Here is a 20,755-nt window from a genome sequence, read left to right as displayed (position 1 = left end):
CCTTACTTCCGTACTTATGTACGGAGTCAAGCGATATGCGGAGCGGATTGGAGAGCCTGACCATCGGCGCCTTCGCCAAGGCGGCTGGTGTCAACGTGGAAACGATCCGGTTCTACCAGCGCAAGGGGCTGCTGCCAGAGCCAGATAAGCCCGCCGGCGGGATTCGTCGCTATGGCGAAACGGATGTGGTCCGGGTGCGCTTCATGAAATCGGCGCAGCGGCTGGGATTCAGTCTGGAAGAAATCGGTGAACTGCTTCGCCTGGAGGACGGCACCCATTGCGAGGAAGCGAGCAGCCTAGCCGAGCGCAAGCTCAATGACGTGCGCGCAAAGCTGGCCGACCTGAGACGCATGGAGGCCGTGCTGTCCGAACTGGTGGGCGCCTGTCATGCCAGCCAGGGTAACGTATCCTGCCCGCTGATCGCAGCGCTGCAAGCGGGATAAGTGCGCCAAAGGACGTAGTGGACGCGGGCTACGCTGCCCCAGTTCGTTCCGGCTTCTTTTGTACGGCTTCGGCGCAGCCAGCCTCATATGCCCCGTATCGAGGGGCAAGCGACCTAGTCGAGTCAGACATCGTCGGGGGGACAAAGCGGCACCAGCGGGCGCAGCGCTTGCAAGGCGCGCTTGTGCTGTAAGATCCAGTCGTACATTCCTCTACGACGCCCTCGGCTTGGCCAACGAGGGGCGGCCCAGTGGTTGGATACGACAATGTGGCGCCGTGTAAGTGCCATGCCGGTGTTGGCCCTGCCCGAGAACGGTCGTGAAGTCGTAACGCCGGTGAATTGCGGGTTCAGGCAGCGCTAGGCCAACGCACCTCCGGAAGCGATCGCAGCGGGCGGAATTTTCCATCTTGGAGCTTTTGGCTCTGACGCCACACGTAGTCGCCGGTCAGGTTGATGTGTTCCCAGCCGAGCGGCGACAGGTACGAAAACAGGGACGGATCGATGGGCATGCCGCGCTCCACCAGCGCCTGCACGGCACGTTCAAGGTAGACCGTGTTCCACAGGACGATGGCCGCGGTGACCAGGTTCAGTCCGCTGGCACGGTAGCGCTGCTGTTCGAAGTTGCGATCGCGGATCTCGCCAAGCCGGTAGAAGAACACGGACCGTGCCAAGGCGTTGCGCGCTTCCCCCTTGTTGAGCCCCGCATGGGAGCGCCGACGCAGTTCCAGGTCCTGCAGCCAGTCCAAGGTGAATATCGTCCGCTCGATGCGGCCGAGCTCGCGGAGGGCGACCGCCAGTCCGTTCTGTCGCGGGTAGCTGCCGAGCTTGCGCAGCATCAGCGAGGCGGTGACCGTGCCCTGCCGGATCGACGTCGCGAGGCGCAGCACCTCGTCCCAGTGCGTGCGAATCAGTCTCTCTTTGTACGCGCCGCCGATCATAGGGGCCAATGCCGGATAGTCGTCAGGATTGCCGGGGATGTACAGCCTTGAGTCCGCGAGGTCGCGAATGCGCGGGGAGAACCGGAACCCGAGCAGATGCATCAGGGCGAAGACGTGGTCCGTGAAGCCGTTGGTGTCCGTGTAGTGCTCCTGGACCCGCAGGTCCGACTCGTGGTACAGCAGGCCGTCGAGCACATAGGTGGAGTCACGGACGCCGACGTTCACCAGCTTGGAGTGATACGGCGCGTACTGATCCGAGATGTGCGTGTAGATCATCCGGCCGGGCTCCGAGCCATACTTTGGGTTGACGTGGCCGGTGCTTTCGGCACGGCCGCCCGCCTTGAATCGCTGGCCATCCGACGATGAGGTGCTGCCATCGCCCCAATGGGCAGCGAACGCATGGGCGGACTGCGCGTTGACCAGATCCGCCAGGCCCTGAGCATAGGTCTCGTCCCGAATATGCCAGGCCTGCAGCCAGGAGAGCTTGGCGTAACTGGTGCCCGGGCAGGATTCCGCCATCTTCGTTAGCCCGAGGTTAATGGCGTCGGCAAGAATGGTCGTGAGCAGCAGCGTCTTGTCGGCGGCAGGCTCACTGGTCTTCAGGTGCGTGAAATGCCGGGTAAAGCCGGTCCAGCCGTCGACTTCCATCAGCAGTTCCGTAATCTTGACGCGCGGCAGCATGAGCGCGGTCTGATCGATCAGGGTCTGCGCTTCCATCGGGACGGCCGCATCGAGCGGCGAGATCTTCAGGCCCGACTGAGTGATGATCGCGTCCGGCAGCTTGTTGGCGGCGGCCAACCGGTTGGCGGTGGCCAGCTTCAGTTCAAGCAGCCCGCGCCGCTCGCTCAAGTAGCGCTCGCAATCGGTGGCGATGGGCAGGGGCAGCAAGCGGCTCTGTCTGAGTGCGACGAATTTCTCGGCGGGCAGCAGGTACTCATCGAAATCCTTGAACTGGCGCGAGCCCTGGACCCAGATGTCGCCGGAGCGCAGGCGGTTTCTGAGTTCGGACAGCGCGCACAGCTCATAGTAGCGACGATCGATGCCGTTCTTGGTGCGTACCAGTGGCTCCCAGCGCTTCTTGATGAAGGAGGTCGGCGCGTCGGCCGGGACTTTGCGCACATCGTTGACGTTCATCGTCCGGATCGTATCGATGGCAGCCAGACTGCCGCCGTGCGGCCTGATCAAATATTGCGGCGCCATCAACATTGCGTGGCGCTGGTGCCGACTCTACTAGATTAAAGCGTATCGCCCGTAGGGCGGTGAGCGCTGCGAGTTGTACTTCCAGCAAGTTTTGCGCCCGGCCGTCCTTCGCTGCTGCTGGCCGACTGCGCACAAGTCGGCGACGTTGCAAGGCGGCGTTTGCCTGAAGCGACGCAATCAGGATGTCAAGGCGGGAGAGGTTAATGATGGCTAGATGATTGTTAGGCATGATGCATGAAGGCGAGGTCCGATAACAAAGGCACGCTGGCCGACGGTCAAACTGGCGGCGACTCCGCCGCCAGTTCGCCGCATTCCGCTACCGAATGAGCCGACCCAGCTACCATAGTGCTCCCGGCTGCGCCAGCCGCGCGGCAGGCTCAATCCGATCAACGCAAGCCCTGCGACGGCCCCAAATGCCGCCGCCGCGGAATTTCCGCCGCTGAGCACCCACGGTGCGATGACCAACCAAGCGCCAAAGCCGACATTGATCCAGCGCAGTAACCTTGCTACCTCTGCGAGCGCGGCCACAGCGACAACAATTACGAGCGCACCGATCAAATGATCGCTGTCCGCTAACGGCGGAATGGTGCCAAACAACAGGCGCGTGAACATCAGCGCGATGCCAACTCCGACACACGCAACCAGTGTCCAGGGCCATTGCACACCACGCAACGCCGACGCCATCGCGTCGGACAATGCGCTATCGAAACCGGGACGCCGGTCGCGCTGGCTTCCTGGCGAGGCGCCGCCCACGAAGAAGAGGCGAAGTACCGGCTCGCCGCGCCGATGCGCTTGTCCCAGAAACTGACCCATTGCAACCAGTTCATCCAACGTATAAGGGATCATCAGCGTCATTGCGCCCGCAGCGATCAGGCACAACGTGCACCAGGTCCCGATCACGATTGGCTGGATAATGATGAAATAGATGCTCACCACGCCAAGGGGCACGACGACGATCCCAAATGCCGCCACCATCCAAGGCATGGTGCGCCAACGCTGGCGCCCACCCATCGCGCCCATCAACACCTCCAGCAGATAACTGACCGCGCCAAGGCCACCGTCCGGAATCGGCCAGGACCGGGACACGGCGGAGGTAATAATGGTTTCCGTCCCGTTTTTTTGCGCGTCAGGAGAAAAGAACGGCTCCCAAACCGCCGCCGCATGGCCGAGTTGATACGCCGTGAGCTGGCGTGCGATCAGGAACCCGAACAGGGCCAGCCCGATAATGGGCAGCCGCTGCAAATAGGTGGACGGCGAGTACGTCCACCCGACCGGCAGATCGGACTGGTCCTTCATCGACGCCATGCTCATGCCTGGCATCATGGGTACGAGGATGGCAAAGGCGATGAGGAAGCCGCCGACGATCACATCGTTGTTGTAGACGGCCGGGGACGGCGCCCAGAACACCAGTGGCGCGAACAGCAACCAGAGCCCGACACAGGCGTTGCCCCACTGCGCCCATGAAAAGCGACGCGAAAGAGACAATGTGGCGAAGCCCATGATCAGGCTGCCGCTGGCCATGTCGCTCCAGCCCAGCCACGTCATGCGCAACGCAGGGGGCGCAAGACCGCGTTCTGCGGTCACTTGCATTACCAGCGTGCCAAACTCCCGAGTATCAAAGGCGCCCAAGACAAAAGGGCTTGTGAGTAACCAGGCACCAAGCAAGATGTTGAGATAATGCGCCCATAACAGGCTGTAATGGGCGTCGCGCATATGCTGCGCGTGCTCGTGCTCGTGCTCGTGCTCGTGCTCGTGCTCGTGCTTAGCGGCGGAGCCGCTGATTTCCGGCGCGCCCTTGACGGTCACGCTGCCGTGTCGCACCACGGGGTGATGGTCGGCGATGATGGCCGTGTTTAGCCGGTTAGCGCGATACCAACTGACCGGGTCCTGCTTCAGCGCCGCGATGATGCGAGGCATCGTTTCTAGAATTCGGCGCTCAGGCCGCCAATTTAGCCTCTCGCGCGCGCTGGCGCTGTCCACTTCATAATGATCGCTTGCCAGGCATCGCAGTTCCGGGTCAGAGGCGTCACCGACATTTCGCGCATGCTGGCAGCGTGAGTAAAGGCGCGCCCCGACGCCGGCCTGCGGCCGCATCGCTTCGCCCGGGCCATCCAGTGCGTGCAAAATTGCTGCCCGCAGTTGCCTTGGTGTCACTGCCTCCTCCTCGGCAAGCACTAACGACAACTTGCAAGGCAACTGGCCGCGCGCTGCGACAGCGTGCGCGACCGCCGCTGCCGCGTCATCGACGTGCAGGAACACATGGGCGGTGTCCGGATGTGCGTCGGCCCGGGCGACAAGGCTGGACTCGTAGCTTGCCGCGATCTGCTGCACCAGGAAAGCGTTATGACCGAGATCGTCGTAGAGCGGCGCGAGCCGCAGCATCAACCGCGGTACGGCGCCGAGTTCGTGCTGGAGCAGGTGCTCCGCCCTGATCATCATCGCCCGCAATGGCGATTTGGGATCGATGGGCGAGGCTTCATTGATCGGATTGCCGGGTTGCGACGGGGCATGGACTAGCAAGGTGCCGGCCAGCACGAATTGACCCACCGCGCACCGCAGCAATTCAACAATGATGCGTTGCAGGTTGCCGACAAGGTCGAGTTCCGCCGCGATCCGCTGCACGCTGCCGTCCGCATTGGGCGCGTCTTCCATCTCGCTGACCACATAGACGACCGACGTTATAAGCTCGCCGTGACCGGCTATCACCGCATCGAATGCCTGCGCCATATCTTTTTCACGTGTCGCGTCGATGCGAAGCGCTAGCGCACTGGGGAACGCTGCGGCAAGGTCTTCGCCATCGAGCGCGACCACACGGTATTGCTGCAACAGGCGCGCCACTACGGCGCGGCCGAGCAGCGATCCTGCCCCCACTACCAAAATCGTGTCCGTGCTATGTGCCAACGCCGACTCCTTGCCGGGGTGTTATCTGACTATCATGAAGAGACCGAGCAGGCCAGCCACGGCGGCCACACCGATCGCTGCGGACACTTGCCAGCGATGCACGCAGATCCACCACTGCGCACTGGTTGACTTCGCTTGATTGTCAAAGCGGCCATGTGCTGCAAACAAGCCCACGACCGGTACAAACAGGTTATCGGCCCGATCGGGGTGGGCGGGTTCCTGGGTCTGCTGTGCCTCATAGGCCTGTCTGGCCGCCACACGATCACCCAGGCCTGGGAAAAATCGACTGGACAGAATGGTTTTGGCGGCTGGCCAGCCCACCCATACCTCGCGAGGGCCGTGCGTGGCTGCCCAGACAATGGCCTCGCCGGCGATTTCCGGCTGGAATATTGGCGGCACTGGTTGGGCACGGCGTGGCAACTTGCTGCGGCACCAATCGAATTGCGGCGTATTGAACGCCGATAAATGCACCATCGTCAGTCTCACCGACGAATGATCGTGAACGAGTTCCGAACGCAGGGAATCGGTAAAGCCACGGATCGCCGCCTTCGCCCCACAGTATGCTGACTGTAGCGGGATGGACCGATAGGCCAGCGCCGAGCCGGTCTGCACAATACAGCCATGATTGCGCGCCGACATGCGTTTCAGCGCGGCCAACGTGCCATGCACCGCGCCCAGATAGACCACTTCCGTGACGCGGCGATACTCGGCCGCCGTTGTTTCGGCGACCGGCGCAAACACGGTCGTCGAGACATTGTTCACCCAAATCGTGATCAGTCCCAGTTCGAGCTCAATGCGCGACGCTGCTGCCTCCACCTGCTGGGCATCGGCGACATCGACGGGGATGCCCAGCGCCAGGATCCCCAGGTCGCGCAATTCGCTACAGACCCGGGCCAGGCGATCCGGCTCTCTTGCCAGGATTGCGATCCAGTCCCCGCGCTGCGCAAAGGCCCGCACGGCAGCGAGCCCCACGCCTGCGGTGCCACCGGTGACGACAACAACGTTGGGCGGATGCATTCAGGCCTCCCCGCGTTGCTGCGCTTGCTGAATGTCCAGCGCAGCCTGGATCAGTGCCAGATGGGTATAGCCTTGCGGATAGTTGCCCAGCAGCGCCTTGCTATCCGGGTCGATCTCTTCCGCGAATAAGCCGAGATCGCTGGCAAACGAGCAGATGTGCCGAAAGAGTTTGATCGCCTCCTTGGCCCGGCCTTGTCGGGCCAGGACTTGTACCAGCCAGAAGCTGCAGATGGCGAGGGTCGCCTCTTCTCCTGGCACGCCATCGTGGATGCGGTACCGATAGACCAGCGAATCCTTGGTGAGATCCCGCTGAATGCGGGCCACGGTTGCTTTCACGCGCGCGTCAGTTGGGGGGAGAAAGCCGGTCAGCGGGATCAGTAGCGCGCTCGCATCCAAAGCTGGCGATCCGAAACTTTGCGTGAACGCGCCAGTCCCGTGGTGAAACCCCTGCCCCTCGATGACGCGACGCAGCGCGTCCCGTTCGAGCTTCCAGACAGCAACGTTTCCGTCGAGTTGCCCAGCCTGTGCCAGCGCAATGGCACGGTCCAACGCGACCCAGCACATCAGCTTGGATGATACGAAATGCTGGGGCACCCCGCGCGTTTCCCAGAATCCTTGGTCCGGCTCACGCCAGCGCGCCGCGGCGGCGTCGGCTAGCCGGGCGAGCACGCGCCGCATTGGGGCGGACAGTGTCATTGGCATGCCCTGTTGGCACACCCAGGCCGCGTCGAGGACATGCCCATAGACATCCAGTTGCACCTGTTCCGCCGCCGCATTGCCGATACGCACCGGACGGGACGCACGGTACCCGTCAAGATGGCGAAGCTCCTGCTCAGGCAGGTTCGGGCTGCCATCGATCCGGTACATGATCTGCAGTCGTTTGAGATCGCAAAATCGCTCGATCCAACGAAAGAAGTCCATTGCGGCCTCGTGATGGCCCAGCGCCATCAACGCGCGCAGCACCATGGCCGAGTCGCGCAGCCAACAAAACCGATAGTCCCAATTGCGGCTGCTACCGATCCACTCCGGCAGCGAGGTGGTTGGCGCCGCCACCAGTGCTCCGGTCGGGCCAAACGTCAGCAACTTGAGAACACAGGCGCTGGTGCGCACTTCTCGTTCGAAGGGACCGCGATAGGTGCATTGCTGCTGCCACTCGCCCCAATGTCGTAGGGTCTCATCAAGGACCGCCTGGGGGTCGTGCACAGGCCGGTCCGGCCCGTCTTGTTGGAAGGACGCAATCGCCCACAGCGGCGCGCCGGGCCGCACGATGGCCACGCCTTTGGCGCGGTGCGCTTCGGTCGCCAGCGGCAGCGGCGGCGAACATACCAGGCTGAGACGTTGGTGTTCGCATACAGCGGTCACGCCATGCGAACCGACTTCCCATTGGTGGGGCTTGCGCGCATAGTCAAAGCTCGGACTGAACACTAGTTCCACCCTCACCTCGCCAACGGTCGCCTCAATGCGCCGCAACAGCCGATGGCACTCGGGTGAGTCATGGTCCAGCCGACTGCGTGCGAGACGCTCGCTATGCATGAAGTCGGTCAGGCGAAGGATCCCGCCGCTGGCTTCAAACATGGTTTCCAGTACGCCCCCTGGGACCCGGTAATAGCGCGAACTGATCGCACGACCCGTCGGCCGGATTTGAAAGTAGCCTCCTCGGTTAGCATCGAGCAATCTGCAAAATACGGCGCCGGCGTCAAAGTGCGGCATACAGCACCAGTCGATGGATCCCGACGTGCTCACCAACGCCACGCTATGCGTGTTGCCAATGACGGCATAGTCGGCAATGGGCGGATACCTGGGGTTGGTGAACACTCCGTCTCCTTGACCCTCGCCACGCTGGCAACACGCGTTGCCGAGGTCGGGATCCTGGCTTACATCTGGCGCTAGCGCGGGAAAGAACTACAACGCGCTATGCCTGCCGTTACACGGCTCAAGTTCGCGGCGTGCCATGGCTTCACCACCCGAGCCGCGCGTTGCCGTCCAAGATCGAGTCGTTGGGCTACCTGGATCTACGCCATGGCGCGACAGACCTGCGCGCACTCCTGACAGGCACGTGCGCACTCTTGGCAATGCTGCGCTTCGTGCTTGGCGCACTCCGTCCCACACTCTTCACAGACCTTCGCGCACAGCGCGCATATCGCGCGCGCGTACTGGCTGTCGCGCGCCATCATCGCCGCGGCATAGGCACATGTTTCGGCACAGTCCAGGTCGAGTGCGATGCAGCGTTTCATGGCCTCAACCTCTGGCTCACGCAGACAAGACGCAGCACAGTGATGACAGGCGACTGTGCAGGCGTGACAGGCTTCAATACAAGATAGATAGTTTTCATGTGGCATGGCAAAGCTCCTAAAGAAATTCGACCAGCGTTGCGAGACGCCGCCAAATTGAGAGCAATTCGCGCGCCACAGGAAGCAGACGACAGCATGGGAGCGACTGCCTTACAGGAGCATTACGCGACGATGACGAAACCGGTGACAGCACATGTTTTGGCCAGGCTGATGACGCTAAAGGAGCTTTTGCTTCGACGTGGCGCGCACTATGCTAAGTGGACGTTTCACCATTGCGCGAGGAGACAACGTGTTCGAACGCCCTAGCGATGCCATGCTTCGCCCCGTCTCACTGAGCCGCCGCCGACTGCTGGGAAGTCTGATCGCCGGAGGCGGCTTGGCGAGCCTGGGCGCGTATCCACGCGCCGTTTGGGCCTTGAAGAGCCAAGGCTATCCGGTCGTGCTGACAGGGACCACGTTTGACCTGGCCATTGGCGCGACGCCCATGTCGTTTACCGGCCGTATCCGGCCTACCACCAGTGTGAACGGCTCCATCCCCGCGCCGATTCTGCATTGGAAGCAAGGCACCGAGGTCACGCTGCGCGTGACCAACTTGCTCGATACCCAAACATCGATTCACTGGCACGGCATCTTGCTGCCGTTTCAGATGGACGGCGTGCCCGGTATCTCCTTTCCCGGCATCGGGCCGGGCGAGACGTTCGTGTATCGCTTTCAAGTGCGGCAAGCCGGCACCTATTGGTACCACGCGCATACCCGTTTTCAGGAGCAGACCGGCTTGTACGGACCGCTGGTCATCGAGCCAATGCATCCAGACCCGATCAAGGTCGATCGCGACTATGTCGTGATGCTCAGCGAATGGACGGATGAAAACCCGGAAATGGTGTTCGCGAAGCTCAAGAAGATGAGCGACGTCTATAACTTTCAGATGCCGACGGTGGGCGACTTTGCCCGAGATGTGTCCGAAATGGGGCTGTCCGAGGCCTTGGCTAAGCGCGCGATGTGGAACCAGATGCGAATGAATCCGACCGATTTGGCCGATGTTTCGGGAGCCACTTTTACCTACCTGATCAACGGCACGCCCGCAGATAAAAATTGGACAGCGATCGCTAAAGCCGGGGAGCGCGTGCGGTTGCGCTTTATCAACGGCTCGGCGACCAGCAACTTTGACGTCCGAATTCCCGGCGTGAAGATGACGGTGGTATCGGCTGATGGGCAGGATGTCGAACCGGTACCGGTGGATGAAATCCGCATTGCCGTCGCCGAGACTTACGACGTAGTGGTGCAGATGCCGGACGATAAGGCGCACACCATCTTTGCTCAGTCGATCGATCGCAGCGGCTACGCCAGGGCGACACTTGCACCGGAAGTCGGGATGGAAGCCGACGTGCCCAAGCTCGATCCGAAGACCTGGCTCACCATGGCCGATATGGGCATGGGCGACATGGCGGACATGGATATGGGCAGCATGGAAATGGGGGCCATGAAGATGGATCAGAAACCATCCATGGCCATGGATCGCATGGGGATGGAGTCCATGGGTGGCGCACCCACGATGCAACCAATGACGCCGGAGGCGGGCATGGGCGCCATGGGGGGCATGGGGGGGCATGACATGTCGACCATGTCCGGGCCAGCGAAGGACGCCCATGCCGGAATGGCCGGCATGGACCACGGCAAGTCCGACGCGAAGCCGGGGATGCAGAAAACCGGTGGCGAGATGGGGCATGACATGGGCAAGATGGGCAATATGCCTGGCATGGGGCCACAGGTCGACATGCGCTCGATGAACCCTTCCCGCTCGCTGTCGGATCCGGGGCCAAGACTGCGCAACAACGGCAGGCGAGTGTTGACCTACGCGGACCTTAAAACGCTCGGCCCGGTGATCGACAAGCGCCCGCCCAGCCGGGAGTTGGAACTGCACTTGACCGGCAATATGCGCCGTTTCATCTGGGGCCTCGACGGCAAGAAGTTTTCCCAAGCCGAACCGATCCGGCTCTACTACGGGGAGCGCCTGCGCATCACGCTGATCAACGACACCATGATGAACCACCCGATGCACCTGCACGGGATGTTCAGCGAGCTGGAAAATCACGAAGGCCAGGCGCTGGTCAGAAAGCACACGATCAACGTCCAGCCGTCCAAACAAGTCAGCTTCCTGGTGACGGCCGATGCGCCGGGACAATGGGCCTTTCATTGTCACTTGCTTTACCACATGGAAGCCGGCATGTTCCGCAAGGTCGTGGTCGCATGAGCGGGTTGAACCTCGCCAACGCCAGGGAGATTGACGTGCCCAACCACCGTCTCATCCTTCTCGCAAGCCTGGCTCTCTTGGCCAGCGTGCAGTGCCACAGCGTGGCGGCGCAGACGATGGCGCCGATGCCAAGTATGACACACGATACGCCGATGCCAGGCATGGCGCACGATGCCCCGATGCCACCAAAGACCGCAGCTCCAGCCGGGAAGCCAGCGCCAAGCCATCCCGCAGTCAGTCCGACAGAATCTGCCTCAGTGCCCGGCGGCGCGAATGCGATCATCCAGGTGAATGAGGCCCCGGTGCCGATGGCAGATCCGAACCGAGGCATTCCCATGCCTGGGGATACGATGGCCGATAACGATATCTACTATCAGGTGCTATTCGATCGCCTCGAGTACGTCAAGGCACCCGGCGGCTCTGGACTGGCCTGGGACATGCTCGCCTGGGTAGGACGGGATCTGAACCGGTTATGGGTCAAGTCGGAAGGCACGCGTCTGTATGGCAACACAGAGGATGCCAGAGCTGAGGCACTGTGGGGACACGCCTTTGCGCCGTTCTGGGATTGGCAACTGGGCGTGCGCCAGGATTTCGGCAATGGGCCGCCGCGGACCTGGGGCGCCTTTGGCGTGCAAGGCCTGGCGCCTTATTGGTTTGATATCGAAGCCACGGCTTATCTGGGGTCGTCGGGACGCGCTGCCGCCCGAGTGCGGGCTACCTACGATATTCGCTTCACCCAACGTCTGCTGTTGACGCCGGAGTTCGAGGCGAACGCCTATAGCAAGGCAGATGAGGCGCGAGGCATTGGCAGCGGCGTGTCCGAGTTCAAGCTTGGCTTGCGACTGCGATACGAGATCCGTCGCCAGTTCGCCCCCTACCTAGGCGTGGTGTGGGGCAAGAAGCTGGGCAATACCGCGGATTTTGCGCGTGCTGCCGGAGAGCGGACCACCGACAAGCAAATCGTTGCCGGCGTGCGAATCTGGTTCTGAACCCATTTGAGACGCCGGCCAGGTTCAAGCCCGCTGCTGGTTAACCGCCAACTTACTGTGCGATTACATTTCGTATCACGCCTGCGAAGGCCGCGCGCGGGAAAATAGAATGGTCATTATGACGCACGTGCAAGCAGCCATAGGGGGGCCCCGTTTGATGGGGCATTAGTCTGCGTCCTCTCCGCGTGCCATGCTGGCGCGCGTGGCACACGTCGCCGGCCAACTCAGGAAAGGACCCATGAAAGCCGGAAAGCTGCTGGTCCTGCTCGGTGGCGCGGCAATGGGCATCGCGCCCGGTGCGATTGGCGCCATTCAAATCGGCTGGGAGCCCAGGCAAGAGCTCAGCAGTAACTGGTGGCTGCAGTGCGGTGGCGTGCCGGCTCCTGCCGCGCCCGCGATGTGGCCTGCCGTGGACCATGAATGGGAAAGCAGGTCGCTGGACTGTACAGCGCAGCGGGACAAGGAAACCCCGCAGTATGCGCTTGCCGTGAACCCCCGGCACCGCTTATTCAAGCACGGCAACGGCGCCGCGGCGCCATCGAATACTGCCAAATCTAAGCCGTCGCGAGAGGCGAAGCGACAAAACCGTGACTGCGGCCAGCCCCGACCGGCGCCACCGCAATAGTCTAGACGTTCCCCCTTTTTCGGTACGCGCTTTCCGCGTGTGCCAACGCAGTCTCAACCTGTGCCACCGAGCCAAAGGAGATCTCGAAGATGAAAAGCAAACTTGTCGTTGCAAGCCTGATTGCCGCGGTATCGCTTACTGCCGCCGCGACCGATTTGAGCACGGTCGTGAAAACCTATGAGCTCAAAGACGGATCAAAAGTCCACGTTTTCAAAGACGGCAAGATGGGCATGGAGAACAAGTACGGCAAGTCCGTCAGCATGCCAGAAGGCAAGGTCATGGAGACCAAAGACGGTAGCAAGATCCTGATGAAGGGCAATGAGGTGTTCCGTCTGGACGACGCCCTCATCAAAGGTCACCGCGAAGGCGGCTAAGCGGGCGACCTGACACGGGCTCTGAGCAAGCGGGCGCCGTGCAGTGCCCTTGCTCGGAGCCCGTCCGGGCCGCTTGCCATGCTCAGCGTCACCCACGCGGCCCGAGCGATGAGCGAGCGCTGCATTATTTCTCAGCGTACACGGACACGCTAAGCGACCGAGAGGCCTGCAGTGTCAGGGCATGGCGACCATGAGCAGGGATGCGCAGCGATACCGGGCGCGTTCCGGGCATCGCGTGTCCGGCGTCATCCTGGGAAATCACTACGGTGACCTCGGCTGGCTCGTTGCGGGGATTGTCCAAAACCAGCACACACCCCTCCCCCGCACCAAGTGTTCGGCGCCAGGTCGCGTTGACCCGCGCCCCGACGTCGATCAGCCACTCCGTAGGGCGCGGCTCGGCCAGGCCACCGGGCACGAAAGCGGCAGGACCCCGATCAAGATCCAAAATGGGGGCGTGCGCCAACGCAGAAGCGCTAAGACTAACAAGCAACGCCGATAAGCCGGTTCGGATCAGATTCAATCGAAGTCTCCCTAAAAAAGAACTGGACGCAGGCTGTCTTCGTGGGATCTGACGGCCAGCATCATGACGCGGCATGCCACCTGGCACCTGGAAAGAACGGGGCGCTCCTGTTGACCCAAGGCGGCAACGCGATTGATTCTAGGGCGGCCGGTCTGTCACAGAGATTACGAGAACATGACAAGACATCATCCCGCCATCGCGCACTCTCCTGTCGTCTACTTCCCATTAGCCCAGCGCGAGCGCATGCCTGCTAACTCCGTGGGAATGGGCGACCGCTGCGCGCTGCACAAGTTGCATCCGCCCCAACAATGTAACCGGCTTGCAATGTCGCAGTAAGCTTGGTCTCACTAGACTTCAGTGCCTATCGAATACCAATAACGTGGCGAACTGGAGACGCTATGAAAAGAAGAAAGATGACCGCCGCTGGCATGCTGCTGGGGTCGCTGTCATTGGGGGCTTATGCGCAGACGAGTGTCACGCTATACGGCGTCGCCGATGTCGGCATCGAATATTTATCGAATGTGCCATCGTCGAGCGGCGGCACCAACCAGGTGCGCATGTCGGCCGGCAATATGTCGACCTCGCGTTGGGGCTTGCGGGGTACGGAAGATCTCGGCGGTGGCCTCAAAGCGGTGTTCGAACTGGAGAGCGGCTTCGCCCTTGATACCGCGCAGTCGAGTAGCGCCGGCCGGTTATTTGACCGGGGCGCACTGGTCGGGCTGTCCAGCCCATATGGTCAGCTGACCCTTGGTCGCCAGACCACGGTGCTATACGACACCGCCATTCAGTTTGATCCGATGGGTTTCGCGCCGCGATACTCGCTTTTCAAGAGCGACGATACCATTGCCGGTCGCGCGGACAATTCCGTCAAGTACAAGGGCACGTTTGGCGGCGTGACCGCCATGGCACTGTACAGCTTCGGCCGCACTGGCGGCGGCGAAGTCCCCGGCGAGCTGAAGGTGGACCGGGAGATGAGTGCGGGTCTGGTGTATTCGACTGGACCGCTTTCCCTGGGCGCCCTGTACGACGAGTACCAGGGGTCAACCGTTGCATCGCAGGGGCAAAAGGACCGGCGCGCGTTAGTGGGGATCAGCTATGGGATCGGACCAGCAAAGCTGTATGCCGGATATCGTTGGCTCAACGGAAATATCTCGAGCGCGGTAAGCGCAATGCGCTCCAACTTGTATTGGGCAGGCCTGCGTTATCAGCTGACCTCGGCGCTGTCGCTCACCGGCGCAGCGTACTATACCGATGTGCGGGGTTCCGGCGCCGATCCGCTGATGTTCGTGGCCTCGACCGATTACGCGTTTTCCAAACGCACCGACATGTACTTCAATGTCGGCTATGTCCGTAACAAAGGTGGCTCACAGTTGGGCTTGAACGGCTTTAACGCCAGCAGTGGCGCGCCGGTCAATGTCGTGCCGGGCGACAACCAGACCGGTGTCGTGCTGGGTCTACGCCATAAGTTTTAAGCAAAGCCGCCTGAATACCTGTTGATCCGGCACACAAATAGGGGACGTTCTCGAGAGGGTTAGTCAGATGATGCATGACAAAATCGACTCGAGGACGCTGTCGGTCGACGCGTTGAACGAGCGGCGACGGCGAGCGGTGAGAATGCGGCTTCAAGGCGTGAGCGTGAACGAGGCGGCGGCGCAGTGCGAGCTGACGCGCGCGACGGTGAGTGCGGCATTCAAGGCGTATGAAGCGGGCGGCTGGAAGGCGGTGGACACTACGCGGCCGGGACGACCCCGCGGCATTGGACGCACGCTGACGGCCGAGCAGGAGAGTGAAGTGCTGCGCCTGATTCGCGACCGTACGCCCGATCAGATGAAGATGGGGTACCCGCTGTGGCAGCGCCAGGCGGTGGCAAAACTGATCCGCGATCGCTACGGCATCGAACTCGCTGCACGCACCCTAGGTCTTTACCACGAACGCTGGGGCTTCACGCCGCAGAGGCCGATCCAGAAGGCCTACGAGCCGCCAGCGGCAGTGAAGAAGTGGCTCGATGAGGAGTATCCGGTCATTTTAGCGAGCGCCAAGGCAGAAGGCGCCGAGATCCATTGGGGCGATGAGACCGGCTTGCGCAGCAACGACGTACGCATGCGCGGCCATGCTGCGCAAGGCCAGGCGGCGGTGGTACGGGCGAACAACGAGTGCCATGGCTTGTCGGTCATCTCCAGCGTTACCAACCAGGGAACGATGCGCTGGAAGATATTCGACGGCGCGCTCAATTCCGACATCCTGATCAAGTTCGTGAAACGGCTGGTCAAGGGTATTAAGCGCAAGGTCTACCTGATCCTGGACAATCTGCGCGTGCATCACAGCAAGCCCGTAAAGGCGTGGTTGGCCGAGCACAAGCACGAAATCGAAGTCTTCTACCGGCCAAGCTACAGACCCGAACTCAACCCCGGACGAGAGGGCCTTCGCCGACCTCAAGCCGGCCGTCACAACGCTGGCGCCGGCGCGCACCAAGCTGCAACTGGTCAAGGCGACGTCCATGTACCTGTGAAGGTGTCAACGACAGCCCGAGCGGACCAAAAGCGAGTTTCGAGCCCAAACCGCTTCGTGATGCCGCATGAGATTCTAGATACAATGCCGGATCAATAGGTTGAACGGTCCTTTTACCGAAGGACCACTAGCCACGGCGCCGCAACGCCGTGGCTATTTTTATGCGGCGACGCGCTGGAGGCCAACCGTCTAGCTCCGGGCGGCGTTTCGCTGGCGGGGAAACGTCAAAATGAAGCGCGTAGTGCCTTCCGACGATTCCGCCGAAATCTGGCCCCCGTGCGCAAACATGATGGCTTGCGTGATGGAGAGACCCAGTCCCACGCTTTCGGACTCCGCACGGGTCCTTGATTTGTCGGCACGGAAAAAGCGGTCGAATAGCGATGGCAGCAACTCGGGACTGATTTCCTCGCCCTCATTCTCGACTACGATCGACGTGCTGCCGCCCTGCTCGCGCGTCTCGACCCGGATCTCTTTGCCGGACGGCGTATAGCGTAGAGCGTTCGAGAGCAGATTGCTGAGCGCTCGGCGTAACATCAGACGGTCGCCGGTAATTTTCGCCTGCCCATCAAGCCGTAGATTGACGCCCTTGTCCTCTGCCAGCGCGTCGTAGAATTCGAACAGCGCCTGTACTTCATCAGCCACGTTGATCGCTTCCTCATTCGGCAGTGTGATGCCGTGCTCCATCTTGGCCAAGTACAGCATATCGGACACCATGCGCCCAAGCCGCTGCAATTCCTCGGCATTCGAGGCCAGGACCTCTCGATATTTGGCGGCATCTCGCGGCTGCGATAGCACGACATGCGTCTGCGTCATCAGGTTGGTGATGGGCGTGCGCAGCTCATGCGCCAAATCGGAGGAGAATTCCGAGAGCCGCCGAAAATCATCCTGCAGTCGCTCCAGCATCGCGTTTAACGTGATCGCCAGATCTGCCATCTCGACCGGCACGGCTTCGACCGGCATGCGCGCATCCAGTTTGTTCGCGGTGACGCCCTTGGCGCGTGAGGCCATCATGCGCAGGGGTGCGAGCCCGCGTCGCGCCGCCCACCAACCAAAGAGACCGCTGGCGAGCACCGCCAATGTGGTATAGAAGGCCAGCGAACGACGAAATGCATGCATGAAGTGCGCGTGGATTTCCGTGTCCATGCCGACCACGACGCGCAAAGGTGCAATGCGCGGGTCAGCCGCACCAACCTGCGCGCGCATGCCGCGATACTCCTGCTCGCCTTGCTGCCAGACGAAGGTATTGTCACGCGCCAATTCGCGCGGAATCGCCTCGAAAGCAATCGCAAAATCGAAGTCCTTGGTCGCATACAGCTTGTGGCCTTGTGCGGTCTGCACCTGCGCGACGAAGCCAGGATGGTGATCGACCATTTCCCGAAGCCGCTGGGGCAAGCGCTCGGCCGGCGTTTCCTGCGCGATCTTTTCGATCAGGCGAATATTGTCGCCGAGCACCACATAATCCTCGGTGGCGAAGTGGCGGTCCATCGCCAGCCAGATGAGAACGCCCAAGCCCAGCAGCACCACGGCAGAGCAGAGCGAAAACAGGATGGTCAGACGCATCGTCAGGGACAGGCGATGCGTCATGCCTGCTCCTCCGGCGCTTCCAGCACGTAGCCCATGCCGCGCACGGTCTGAATCAGCTTAATATCAAAGTCATCGTCGATCTTCGCCCGCAAGCGGCGAATGGCCACATCGATCACGTTGCTATCGCTGTCAAAGTTCATGTCCCAGACCTGGGAGGCAATCAACGAGCGTGGCAGCACCTCGCCGCGCCGGCGAGCGAGCAACTCCAGCAGCGCAAACTCCTTGCTGGTCAGCGTGATGCGGCGCCCGGCCCGCGACGCCCGGCGCCTGCCCAAATCCAGCACCAGATCGCCCACCTGAATGCGGTCCATCGCTAGCTGTACAGTACCGCGCCGCAATAGCGTACGTACGCGCGCCAGTAGTTCCGAGAACGCGAATGGCTTGACCAGATAGTCGTCAGCGCCCAACTCCAACCCCCTGACCCGATCGGCCACGCTGTCGCGGGCGGTCAGAAATAACACCGGAACCGGGTTGTCCGCGGCGCGGATCGTCTGCAAAATACGCCAGCCATCGAGATCGGGTAGCATGACGTCGAGGATAATCAGGTCGTACGCTTCGTTAAGCGCCAAGTGCTGTCCGTCCAGCCCGTTGGCGACCAAGTCGACCACGAATCCTGCCTCGGTCAGCCCCTGGCGCAGGTACTCGCCGGTCTTGGATTCATCTTCTACCACCAGCAGCTTCATCTTCGTGCCCTCCCCCTCGTCTTTCGGATTATGTGCCCGCCTGTTGGACCGGCTCTAATACGGGGTAGTCTACCGAGACGCTCTGTGGGTAACCCAGACCTTACCGGAATGTAATGTTTGGGTAAGTTGACGGTAGCCTCGCTGTCGTTACTCTCTTGCTGCCGCCTTCCGACGCGGCCATTCAAGCAAAAAGGACTATTTCATGCGACGTGATCGACCGTCTGGCCTTGTGCTGCCTAATCTGCCGCGCCGCCGTTTTGTACAGGGTCTGGCCGCCGGTGGCGTGATGGCGGGGCTGTCTGGCTTGGGCGGTGCGGCCTGGGCTCAGCCGTCAGGCCGACCGGCAGATGTCTTATCCGGCACAGCACCAGTGCTGCGCGGGACCGACTTCGACCTCGTGATCGGCGAGTCGGTGGTCAACTTCACCGGGACGCCACGCGTCGCGACCACCATCAATGGCATGTTGCCGGGGCCGACGCTGCGCTGGCGTCAAGGCGAAACGGTGACGATTCGGGTCACGAACCGGTTGCGCGAGCACACGTCGATTCATTGGCACGGGATCATTCTGCCGTTCGAGATGGACGGCGTGCCGGGGATCAGCTTTGCGGGCATTGCGCCGGGCGAGACCTTCACCTACCGCTTCAAGGTCGACCAGATTGGTAGCTATTGGTATCACTCGCATTCGGGCTTCCAGGAGATGACCGGCGTGTATGGCGGCATTGTCATCGATCCAGCCACCGGCGTGGATGGCGTGCGAGCCGATCGCGATTATACCGTGCTGCTCTCGGATTGGACCGACGAAGATCCGATGCGCGTGCTCTCGAAACTGAAGGTTCAGAGCGACTACTACAACTATAACCAGCCGACGGTTATCGATTTTTTCCGCGACGTCTCCAGTGAAGGGATGAAGAGCGCGCTCGCTAAGCGCAAGATGTGGAACGAGATGCGGATGAGCCCGACCGATCTGGCGGATCTCTCGGGCGCCACGCTGACTTACTTGATGAACGGCGTCACACCGGCCGGCAACTGGACCGGCGTGTTTAAGCCGGGCGAGAAGGTTCGTCTGCGGTTTATCAACGGCGCAGGCAACACGTTCTACGATGTGCGCATTCCCGGCCTCAAGCTTAAGGTCATCCAAGTCGATGGACAGAACATCGAACCGGTAACCGTCGATGAGTTCCGCTTCGGCCCGGGCGAGACCTGTGACGTGCTGGTCGAGCCGCGCGACGAGGCCTATACCATTTTCTCGCAGTCGATGGATCGCACCGGCTATGCCCGCGGCACCCTGGCAACTCGAGCCGGGCTGGCGGCACCGGTGCCCGCCGTGGATAAGCCGCAGTGGCTCACCATGGCCGACATGATGGGCAGTATGGGAGGCATGGGCGGCATGGATCACAGCGCCATGGGCGGAATGAGCCATGGCGGCATGGCCATGCAAGGCATGGACCACGGCTCGATGGGCATGCAAGGCATGAACCATGGCGCTATGGCCATGGATCACAGCCAGCATGCCATGGGTAGCATGTCGGGGGGCATGGCGACCGATGCGTCGCTGAAGGTGCCCAGCACCAAGGCGCGCCACGCCAAGACCGAGTATGGCGCCACCACCGATATGCGCGTTGACATGGCGCGCACCAACTTGGACGACCCGGGCATCGGTTTGCGCGACACCGGGCGCCGCGTCCTGACACTGGCCGATCAGCACACCATTGGCGGTCCGTTGGACAAACGCGGTCCCGGGCGCGAAGTGGAACTGCACTTGACCGGTAATATGGAGCGTTACTCGTGGTCCATCGACGGGGTGGAGTTCGGAAATTCGACGCCGGTGCACTTTAAGTATGGCGAGCGGCTGCGCGTCATTTTGCACAACGACACCATGATGACGCACCCAATGCACATGCATGGCATGTGGAGCGAACTCGAATCGCCGGATGGCGCCTTCCTCGCGCGTCGACACACGATCGCGGTGCAACCGGCGCAACGCATCAGCTTCCTCGTCACCGCCGACGCCTTGGGCCGGTGGGCCTGGCATTGCCACCTGATGTTGCACATGGACGCCGGGATGTTCCGCGAAGTGGTGGTGGCCTGACCCTAACCGATATGCACATGGAAAAACCAACAAGAACAGTACTTGCCGCCGTGCTTGCTTCCGCTGGCATGAGCGCAGCTTGGGCCCAGCACGCCCACACCGAAGCGGTTCCAACGCAAACTTCGTCGCCCGCCGTCGCGGAAAAGGCGAAGTCCATTCCGAAAGCAAAGTCTTCGGGCAAGGTTGGCGGCACCGCTGCCACCGACGGCCAGATGCAAGGCATGGACTCGATGCAGGGCATGGACCACAGCCAGATGCAAGGCATGGACTCGATGCAGGGCATGGACCACAGCCAGATGCAAGGCATGGACTCGATGCAGGGCATGGACCACAGCCAGATGCA

The 20,755-nt window shown here is 61.7% G+C and carries 13 protein-coding genes and 3 pseudogenes; 9 read left to right on the top strand and 7 right to left on the bottom strand.

All coding sequences use genetic code 11. From position 1 onward, the window contains the following. The first annotated feature begins 35 nt into the window (after positions 1-35). Positions 36-443 (top strand): Hg(II)-responsive transcriptional regulator, encoded by a 408-nt coding sequence (gene merR, locus KHO18_RS18995; RefSeq protein ID WP_062799388.1) that lies wholly within the window; start codon positions 36-38, stop codon positions 441-443. Positions 444-789: 346 nt separating this feature from the next. Here the strand turns inward: merR and KHO18_RS18990 are convergent. The 5 genes and pseudogenes from KHO18_RS18990 to KHO18_RS18970 all read right to left on the bottom strand — a co-directional run. After that, positions 790-2,541: pseudogene (locus KHO18_RS18990) on the bottom strand (Tn3 family transposase); the annotation flags it as partial. A gap of 249 nt (positions 2,542-2,790) precedes the next feature. Then, positions 2,791-5,481: a vitamin K epoxide reductase family protein gene (locus KHO18_RS28655; RefSeq protein WP_116359820.1), complete on the bottom strand. Its 2,691-nt coding sequence runs from the start codon at positions 5,479-5,481 to the stop codon at positions 2,791-2,793. A 21-nt stretch (positions 5,482-5,502) separates the two neighbouring features. Next, positions 5,503-6,498, bottom strand: coding sequence for an SDR family oxidoreductase (locus tag KHO18_RS18980; protein WP_053821783.1), 996 nt, complete (start codon positions 6,496-6,498; stop codon positions 5,503-5,505). After that, positions 6,499-8,313: a glycoside hydrolase family 15 protein gene (locus KHO18_RS18975; RefSeq protein ID WP_053821782.1), complete on the bottom strand. Its 1,815-nt coding sequence runs from the start codon at positions 8,311-8,313 to the stop codon at positions 6,499-6,501. A gap of 197 nt (positions 8,314-8,510) precedes the next feature. Further along, positions 8,511-8,837 carry a four-helix bundle copper-binding protein gene (locus KHO18_RS18970; RefSeq protein ID WP_062799392.1) on the bottom strand — a complete coding sequence of 109 codons (327 nt, stop codon included), beginning with the start codon at positions 8,835-8,837 and terminating at the stop codon, positions 8,511-8,513. A gap of 265 nt (positions 8,838-9,102) precedes the next feature. On the opposite strand from KHO18_RS18970, the gene KHO18_RS18965 reads away from it, so the two are divergent. The 6 genes and pseudogenes from KHO18_RS18965 (at position 9,103) to KHO18_RS18940 (ending at position 16,127) form a co-directional block, all read left to right on the top strand. Beyond that, positions 9,103-11,040, top strand: coding sequence for a copper resistance system multicopper oxidase (locus tag KHO18_RS18965; protein WP_053821781.1), 1,938 nt, complete (start codon positions 9,103-9,105; stop codon positions 11,038-11,040). Next, positions 11,037-12,029, top strand: coding sequence for a copper resistance protein B (locus KHO18_RS18960; RefSeq protein ID WP_223819835.1), 993 nt, complete (start codon positions 11,037-11,039; stop codon positions 12,027-12,029). The genes KHO18_RS18965 and KHO18_RS18960 overlap by 4 nt, the downstream gene beginning before the upstream one ends. 238 nt (positions 12,030-12,267) lie before the next feature. Continuing rightward, entirely contained in the window at positions 12,268-12,654 is a 387-nt protein-coding gene (locus KHO18_RS18955; protein WP_144200242.1) for a hypothetical protein, read from the top strand. Between the two features lie 89 nt (positions 12,655-12,743). Further along, a complete protein-coding gene (copK, locus tag KHO18_RS18950) occupies positions 12,744-13,028 on the top strand; it encodes a periplasmic Cu(I)/Cu(II)-binding protein CopK (protein WP_053821780.1) in 285 nt (94 codons plus the stop codon). 918 nt (positions 13,029-13,946) lie between these two features. After that, positions 13,947-15,020 (top strand): porin, encoded by a 1,074-nt coding sequence (locus tag KHO18_RS18945; protein ID WP_053821779.1) that lies wholly within the window; start codon positions 13,947-13,949, stop codon positions 15,018-15,020. A 70-nt stretch (positions 15,021-15,090) separates the two neighbouring features. After that, positions 15,091-16,127, top strand: a pseudogene (locus tag KHO18_RS18940) (IS630 family transposase). Positions 16,128-16,245: 118 nt separating this feature from the next. On the opposite strand, the gene KHO18_RS18935 reads toward KHO18_RS18940, so the two are convergent. Then, positions 16,246-17,640 carry a heavy metal sensor histidine kinase gene (locus KHO18_RS18935; protein ID WP_053821778.1) on the bottom strand — a complete coding sequence of 465 codons (1,395 nt, stop codon included), beginning with the start codon at positions 17,638-17,640 and terminating at the stop codon, positions 16,246-16,248. Next, on the bottom strand, positions 17,637-18,323 hold the full coding sequence (locus KHO18_RS18930; RefSeq protein WP_053821777.1) for a heavy metal response regulator transcription factor: 687 nt from the start codon (positions 18,321-18,323) through the stop codon (positions 17,637-17,639). Before KHO18_RS18930 ends, KHO18_RS18935 begins: the two co-directional genes overlap by 4 nt. 202 nt (positions 18,324-18,525) lie before the next feature. On the opposite strand from KHO18_RS18930, the gene KHO18_RS18925 reads away from it, so the two are divergent. Continuing rightward, entirely contained in the window at positions 18,526-20,412 is a 1,887-nt protein-coding gene (locus tag KHO18_RS18925; RefSeq protein ID WP_053821776.1) for a copper resistance system multicopper oxidase, read from the top strand. Positions 20,413-20,429: 17 nt separating this feature from the next. Then, positions 20,430-20,755, top strand: a pseudogene (locus tag KHO18_RS28515) (copper resistance protein B); the annotation flags it as partial.

The sequence above is a fragment of the Cupriavidus campinensis genome, assembly GCF_905397395.1.
Lineage (GTDB): Bacteria > Pseudomonadota > Gammaproteobacteria > Burkholderiales > Burkholderiaceae > Cupriavidus > Cupriavidus campinensis.
This window is presented reverse-complemented; position numbering and strand designations above follow the sequence as displayed.

What these genes read in the sequence shown, in the direction of transcription:
- copK (WP_053821780.1), top strand. Translation starts at nt 12,744, where the DNA reads ATGAAAAGCAAACTTGTCGTTGCAAGCCTGATTGCCGCGGTATCGCTT.
- KHO18_RS18945 (WP_053821779.1), top strand. Translation starts at nt 13,947, where the DNA reads ATGAAAAGAAGAAAGATGACCGCCGCTGGCATGCTGCTGGGGTCGCTG.
- KHO18_RS18970 (WP_062799392.1), bottom strand. Translation starts at nt 8,837, where the DNA reads ATGCCACATGAAAACTATCTATCTTGTATTGAAGCCTGTCACGCCTGC.
- KHO18_RS18965 (WP_053821781.1), top strand. Translation starts at nt 9,103, where the DNA reads ATGCTTCGCCCCGTCTCACTGAGCCGCCGCCGACTGCTGGGAAGTCTG.
- KHO18_RS18960 (WP_223819835.1), top strand. Translation starts at nt 11,037, where the DNA reads ATGAGCGGGTTGAACCTCGCCAACGCCAGGGAGATTGACGTGCCCAAC.
- KHO18_RS18955 (WP_144200242.1), top strand. Translation starts at nt 12,268, where the DNA reads ATGAAAGCCGGAAAGCTGCTGGTCCTGCTCGGTGGCGCGGCAATGGGC.
- KHO18_RS18935 (WP_053821778.1), bottom strand. Translation starts at nt 17,640, where the DNA reads ATGACGCATCGCCTGTCCCTGACGATGCGTCTGACCATCCTGTTTTCG.
- KHO18_RS18980 (WP_053821783.1), bottom strand. Translation starts at nt 6,498, where the DNA reads ATGCATCCGCCCAACGTTGTTGTCGTCACCGGTGGCACCGCAGGCGTG.
- KHO18_RS18930 (WP_053821777.1), bottom strand. Translation starts at nt 18,323, where the DNA reads ATGAAGCTGCTGGTGGTAGAAGATGAATCCAAGACCGGCGAGTACCTG.
- KHO18_RS18925 (WP_053821776.1), top strand. Translation starts at nt 18,526, where the DNA reads ATGCGACGTGATCGACCGTCTGGCCTTGTGCTGCCTAATCTGCCGCGC.
- merR (WP_062799388.1), top strand. Translation starts at nt 36, where the DNA reads ATGCGGAGCGGATTGGAGAGCCTGACCATCGGCGCCTTCGCCAAGGCG.